Annotated in this window: 4 protein-coding genes; all 4 read left to right on the top strand. The window is 67.3% G+C overall.

Annotated features, from left to right (window positions below):
- Nucleotides 1–1134: ATP-binding cassette domain-containing protein (locus Q1W26_RS01340; RefSeq protein WP_300434843.1), on the top strand; the 1134-nt coding region annotated here is incomplete at its 5' end.
- Nucleotides 1135–1138: 4 nt separating this feature from the next.
- Nucleotides 1139–2545: an HlyD family type I secretion periplasmic adaptor subunit gene (locus Q1W26_RS01345; RefSeq protein ID WP_300434845.1), complete on the top strand. Its 1407-nt coding sequence runs from the start codon at nucleotides 1139–1141 to the stop codon at nucleotides 2543–2545.
- 24 nt (nucleotides 2546–2569) lie between these two features.
- A complete protein-coding gene (locus Q1W26_RS01350) occupies nucleotides 2570–3199 on the top strand; it encodes a response regulator transcription factor (protein WP_300434847.1) in 630 nt (209 codons plus the stop codon).
- 167 nt (nucleotides 3200–3366) lie between these two features.
- Nucleotides 3367–6805: retention module-containing protein (locus tag Q1W26_RS01355; protein ID WP_300434850.1), on the top strand; the 3439-nt coding region annotated here is incomplete at its 3' end.

A 6805-nucleotide genomic window follows, 5' to 3' on the forward strand; every position in this document is an offset into this window, starting at 1 on the left:
CGCAACGCCACCCTCATCGAAAGCCTGGTCGGCCTCGAAACCCTCAAGACGCTCGGCGCCGAAAGCCAGGTTCAGCGCCAATGGGAGCGCGCCACGCTGTTCATCGCCCAGATCGGCGGTCGCCTCAAGCTGCTGTCGGCGAGCACGGTCAACTTTGCCCAGCTCGTGCAGCAACTGGTCAATATCGTGGTGATCATCGTCGGGGTCTATGAGCTCTCGAACGGCAACATGACGATGGGCGGCATCATCGCCGCCTCCATGCTGTCCGGCCGCGCCATGGCGCCGCTGGGCCAGGTGGCGGGGCTGATGATGCAATACCAGAACGCCCGTACCTCCCTCGCCTCGGTGGGCAGCCACATGGAACTGCCGGTCGAGCGGCCCGAAGGCGCCAGCTTCGTGCATCGGCCCAGTTTTTCCGGCGACATCGAATTCAAGGATGTCAGCTTCTGCTACCCCGGCCGCGATCAGCCGGTGCTCAAAAAAATCAGCTTCCGCCTCCGGGCCGGCGAAAAGGTCGGCATCATCGGACGCATCGGCTCGGGCAAGACAACCATCGAAAGACTCGTCCTGGGCCTCTATCAGCCCACCGAGGGCGCAGTGCTCATCGACGGCATCGACTCGCGACAGATCGACCCGGCCGAGCTGCGCCGCTCCATCGGCTTCGTGCCCCAGGACGTCACCCTCTTCTATGGCACGCTCAAGCACAACATCGCGATGGGCGCCCCCTTCGCCGACGACAGCGCAATCCTCGCCGCGGCCGAGCTGGCCGGCGTGCGCGAATTTGCCAACGCCCACCCGCAGGGCTTCGAGATGCCCATCGGAGAGCGCGGCGAATCCCTCTCCGGCGGCCAGCGCCAGGCTGTGGCCATCGCCCGCGCCGTGCTCAACGACCCGCCGGTGCTGCTCCTCGACGAACCGTCCAGCAGCATGGACCACCAGAGCGAAGAGAGCCTCAAGCAGCGCCTGCGCCGTTTTGCCACCAACAAGACAATCATCCTCGTCACCCACCGCACCTCGTTGCTCGATCTGGTCGACCGGCTGATCGTGCTCGACCAGGGCAAGATCGTTGCCGACGGGCCCAAGGCACAGGTGGTCGAAGCCCTCCAGCAGGGCCGCATCGGACGGGCAGGGTGAAATCATGAAAAGAATTTTCGGCCCCCTCTGCGCCCTCTACAACGCCATCTACCAGCGCGCCTCGCGCGCCTTCGACCGCCTCCTCGACGGCGCCGAAAAACGTGAAATCCACGACGACGGCGACTACATGGCCGACGCCGAATGGGCCATCTCCGAGCAAAAACTGCGCGGCAGCCGCATTGCCGTGCTGTTTACCTGCGCCGCAGTGCTCATCCTTCTGGTGTGGGCCGCCTTCGCCCAGCTGGACGAAGTGACCCGCGGCGAAGGCAAGGTCATCCCGTCCCGGCAGGTGCAGGTCATGCAAAGCCTCGACGGCGGCATCGTCTCCGAGATCCTCGTCAAGGAAGGCGAGCAGGTTAAAACCGGCCAGCTTCTGCTCAAGGTGGACCCGACCCGCTTCGTCTCCTCGCTACGCGAAAACCGCGCCCAGTACATCGCGCTGCTCGCCCGGGCCGCGCGGCTCACCGCGGTCGCCAGCGGCAAGGCCTTCGTGCCGCCGCCGGAGCTCATCAAGGAAGCCCCCGATCTCGTCGAGCAGGAACGCAGCGCCTACGAATCCAAGCGCATGGAACTGGACGCCACCGTCGGCGTGGCCAGCCAGCAGCTGTCGCAACGCCGGCAGGAACTCAACGAAGTCACCGCCCGGCGCGAGCAGGCCAGGCAGAGTTTTGACCTCACCGCCCGCGAACTCGAAGTGACTCGCCCCCTCGCCAAGACCGGTGCCGTCTCCGAGGTCGAGCTGCTGCGCCTCGAACGGGATGTAGCCCGCTACCGGGGCGAGCGCGACAGCGCCAGCGCACAGATCCCGCGCATCCAGGCGTCGATTTCAGAAGCCCAGCGCAAGATCGAGGAAGTCGAACTCAACCTGCGCAACCAGGCCCGCAGCGAACTCTCCGAGACCAACGCCAAGCTCGCCGCACTTTCGGCCGGCAGCGAAGGCCTTGCCGACCGGGTCAAGCAGGCCGAGATCCGCGCCCCGATGAACGGCACCGTGAAACAGCTTTTCGCCAACACGGTCGGTGGCGTCGTGCAGCCGGGCAAGGAAATCATCGAGATCGTGCCCACCGACGACGCCCTGCTCCTCGAAGCCCGCGTCCAGCCCAAGGACATCGCCTTCCTGCGCCCTGGCCAGCGAGCGCTGGTGAAATTCACCGCCTACGACTTCTCCACCTTCGGCGGCCTCGAAGCCACGCTCGAACAGATCGGTGCCGACACCATCACCGACGAAAAGGGCAACGCCTTCTACATCGTGCGGGTGCGCACCACCAAGAGCACCATCGGCGATGCACGCATGCCGATCATCCCCGGCATGGTGGCCGAAGTGGACATCCTCACCGGCAAGAAATCCCTCCTCAGCTACCTCATGAAACCCGTGCTGCGCGCCAAGGCCAACGCCCTCACCGAGCGCTGAGAAAACCCCCGACCCCGACCCGCCATGAGTTCCCCGCAACCGCTCCTGATCCTGACCGACGACGACCTCCTCGCCGAGCGCTGGCAAGGCCTTGGCCGCTCCCCCGTGCGCGCCCGCAATCTCGAGGGCCTCGACACCTGGCGCGCCGCCGGGCACCGCCTTGTCCTCATCGACCTGGGCAATGCCAAGGCCGGCCAGCCGCCGCTCTGGACCCAGCCCGGCTGGCAGCGCAACGCCGCCGGCCTCGCCATCCTCGCCACCTCGTCCATGCCGAACGACGACGAAGGGCTTGCCGCGCTCAACGCCGGCGCCAGCGGCTACTGCCACAGTCACGCGCCCCTCGAAACCCTGCTCCAGGCGCTCGACGTGATCGCCAGCGGCGAACTCTGGGTGGGCCGCGCGCTCCTGTCGCGGCTGCTCCGCCTGGTAGACAGCCGCCTGCCACGCAGCGGCCTCGCCGACTGGGCCACGCCCCTCACCGAGCGCGAGCGTGAAGTCGCCCACCTGGCCGCACTGGGCGAGAGCAACCTCGCCATCGCCGGCGCCCTCGGCATCACCGAGCGTACCGTCAAGGCTCACCTCAAGGCCGTGTTTGAAAAACTGCAGGTCGCCGACCGCCTGCAACTCGCCCTGCGGGTGCACGGCGTTCGTTAAACCCCGGAGCGGCGCCCTGCCGCTCCCGCGGATTCCCGCAAACTTTTCAGCCTTCAGCGCAGTGCCCGTGGCATCCGTCACGCCCCCTGTCCTTGTGGACAATGGCGACGCCCGTCACGAATCCGTAAATTTCGCAGCATCTGATCAATCCGTTTCCGGAGTTCCTCATGGCCACCTCTGCATCCCCCGTCAGCACTGCCCCTCAAGCCACCGCCAAGGGCACTGTCGTTTTCGTGCAGGGCGAAGCCTACCTGCGCGACAGCAGCGGCAAGCTCACCGCCATCAAGCCGGGTGACGTGGTCGCCGAGGGCGATGCCATCGTCACCGCAGCCGGCGCCATCGTGGAACTGCAGCTGCCCAGCGGCGCAAAACTCAGCGTCGGGCCGGAACGGGAACTGCTGCTCAATGACGAACTCTTCGCCACGGCCACGCCTGAGCGCAGCGAAAACATCGTCTCCAGCCTCGGCGCCGATGCCGACAAGGTCATCCAGGCCCTGAACGGGGGCACCGATCCCTTCGACGGCCTCGAAGAACCGGCAGCCGGCGTCACCGGCGGCGGCCTGGGCGACCAGACCCACGACTTCGTGCGCCTGGTCCGCATCCTCGAAGAAGTCACGCCCGTCTCCTACGCCTACAGCAGCACCACCGACGGCATCGACTTCCTGCCCGTCGCCGGCGCCACGACAACCCCGCTCGTTCCGGCCAACACCCCGCCCGTCGCCAACACCGACGCCACCGTTGCCGCCACCGAAGACAAGCCCGTGAGCATCGACGTGCTTGGCAACGACACCGATGCCGACGGCGACCCGCTCACCGTCACCGGCGCCACCGTCGACCCGGCCAAGGGCAGCGTCACCGTCAACGCCGACGGCACCCTCACCTTTACCCCGGCCGCCAACGTCAATGGACCGGTCGAGATCACCTACACCATCAGCGACGGCAAGGGCGGCACCTCCACCGCCACCACCACGGTCGACCTCGCCCCGGTGCCCGACGCCGCCACCGTTGGCACCGGCAGCGGTACCGTCAAGGAAAACACCCCAGCCCAGACCACCGCCTCCGGCACCGTCAGCATCGTCGACCCGGACGCCGGCGAGGCGGCTTTCCAGCCGCAAACCAATTCAGCCGGCACCTACGGCAGCTTCAATCTTTCGGCCGACGGCGCCTGGACCTACACCCTCGACAACACCAAGCCCGAAGTCCAGAGCCTGAAGGAAGGCCAGCGCAGCACCGAAACCTTCACCGTCACCAGCATCGACGGCACGACCAGCACCGTCACGATCACCGTCATCGGCACCAACGACGCCCCCGTGGCCGTAGCCGACACCGCATCCACCGACGAAGACCAGCCCGTCACCCTCAGCCCGCTCGCCAACGACACCGACCCGGACGCCGACACCCTGGCCGTGACCAACGCCAGCGCCGCCAATGGCCAGGTCACGATCAATCCGGACGGCACCCTGCGTTATGTGCCCAACCCCGACTTCAACGGCACCGACACCGTCACCTACACGATCACCGACGGCAATGGCGGCACCTCCACCACCACCGTAACGATCAACGTCGCCCCCGCGCCCGACGCTCCGGTTGCAGTCGCCGACCTTGCCGCCACCAACGAAGAGCAGCCCGTCACCTTCACGGTTCTCGACAACGACACCGACGCGGACGGCGACACCCTCACCGTCACCGGCGCCAGCGTCGATTCCGCCAAGGGCACGGTCTTTGTGAACCCCGACGGCACCCTCACCTTCACCCCCGCCGCCAACGTCAATGGCCCGGTACAGATCACCTACACCATCAGCGACGGCAAGGGCGGCACCTCCACCGCCATCGCCACGGTCAACATCGCCCCGGTCAACGACCCGGCCAGCATCAGCCAGGGCGCCGGCACCGTTCAGGAAGAAACCACGCTGCTCGCCAGCGGCACGCTCACCGTCACCGACCCGGACGCAGACCAGTCGGCCTTCCAGGCCCAGAGCGGCACGCCCGGCACCTACGGCAGCTTCTCCATCGACGCCGCCGGCCACTGGACTTACACCCTCGACAACGGCAACCCCCTCGTCCAGGGCCTCGCCACGGGCGACACCCGCAGCGAAACCTTCACCGTTGCCAGCCTCGACGGCACCGAAAGCACCGTCGTCGTCACGGTTCTGGGCCTCAACGAAGTCATCGGCGCCCCTGGCGTCGGCATCGTCAAGGAAGACAACCCCATCCAGACCGGCGGCCAGCTCACCGCCAGCGGTGGCGCCAGCTTCGTCGCCCAGCCCTCCACCCCGGGCAACTACGGCAGCCTCACGCTCAACCCGGACGGCAGCTGGACCTACACCCTCGCCAACCCGACCGACGCCGTGCAAAGCCTGCGTGACGGCGAAATCCGCACCGAGACTTTCCCCGTCAGCCTCTCCGACGGCACCACCAGCACCATCACCATCACCGTTGTCGGCACCAACGACCCGGCCCTCGTCAGCCGTGACAGCGGCATGGTGACGGAAGACAGCGCCCCCACCACCAACGGCGTCCTCACGGTCAGCGACGCCGACGCCGGCGAATCCGCCTTCCGGCCGCAGGCCGCCGTTGCAGGCCAGTACGGCAGCTTCACCCTCGACGCAGCCGGCAACTGGACCTACACCCTCGACAGCGCCCACCCGGCCGTGCAGGCCCTCGGCCTTGGCGACACCCTCTCCGAAACCTTCCCGGTCGCCACCATCGACGGTACCCCGAGTCGCGTCGCCATCACCATCAACGGCACCAACGACGCCCCCGTCGTCACGCCCGACAGCAAGGTGACGCCCGAAGACCAGCCCATCTCCGGCACCCTCACGGCCACCGACCCGGACGGCGACCCCCTCAGCTTCGCCCTCAAGGACGCCCCGACCAACGGCACCGTCACCGTCAAGCCCGACGGCACCTACACCTACACCCCCAACCGCGACTACAACGGCCCCGACAGTTTCACCGTCACCGTTTCCGACGGAAAGGGCGGCAGCGTCGTCACCACCGTCAGCCTCACCGTCACGCCGTTCAATGACGACCCCGTGGCCCGCAACGACGCCAACGGCCTCGTCAAAACCGACACCGTACCGGCCACCGGCAACCTCATCACCAACCCCGCCGGCGCCGACACCGACGTGGACGGCGACACCCTGGCTGTCAGCAACGTGGCCGGCGTAGCGGTCACGGGCGCCACCGTTGTCACCGGCCTCTACGGCACCCTCACGATCCAGGCCAACGGCCAGTACAGCTACATCCCGGACGCCACCAACAACACCGTCACCAGCCTCGCCCCCAGCGCCACCCTGCAGGACGCCTTCACCTACACCGTCACCGACGGCCAGGGGGGCAGAGCCAATGCCGTCCTCAGCATCACCATCGCCGGCGCCAACACCCCGCCGGTCGCCCGCGCCGACGTCATTGGCACGCCCGAAGACAGCACCGTCAAGTTTGCCGTCCTCGGCAACGACACCGACCCGGAAAACGACACGCTCACCGTCACCGGCGCCAACGTCGATCCGCTCAAGGGCTCCGTCGTCGTCAACGCCGATGGCACCCTGACCTTCACCCCGGCCGCCAACGTCAATGGCCCGGTCGAAGTCACCTACACCATCA

This window comes from Zoogloea sp. (assembly GCF_030157465.1).
Classification (GTDB): Bacteria; Pseudomonadota; Gammaproteobacteria; order Burkholderiales; family Rhodocyclaceae; genus Zoogloea.

What these genes read in the sequence shown, in the direction of transcription:
- Q1W26_RS01345 (WP_300434845.1), top strand. Translation starts at nt 1,139, where the DNA reads ATGAAAAGAATTTTCGGCCCCCTCTGCGCCCTCTACAACGCCATCTAC.
- Q1W26_RS01350 (WP_300434847.1), top strand. Translation starts at nt 2,570, where the DNA reads ATGAGTTCCCCGCAACCGCTCCTGATCCTGACCGACGACGACCTCCTC.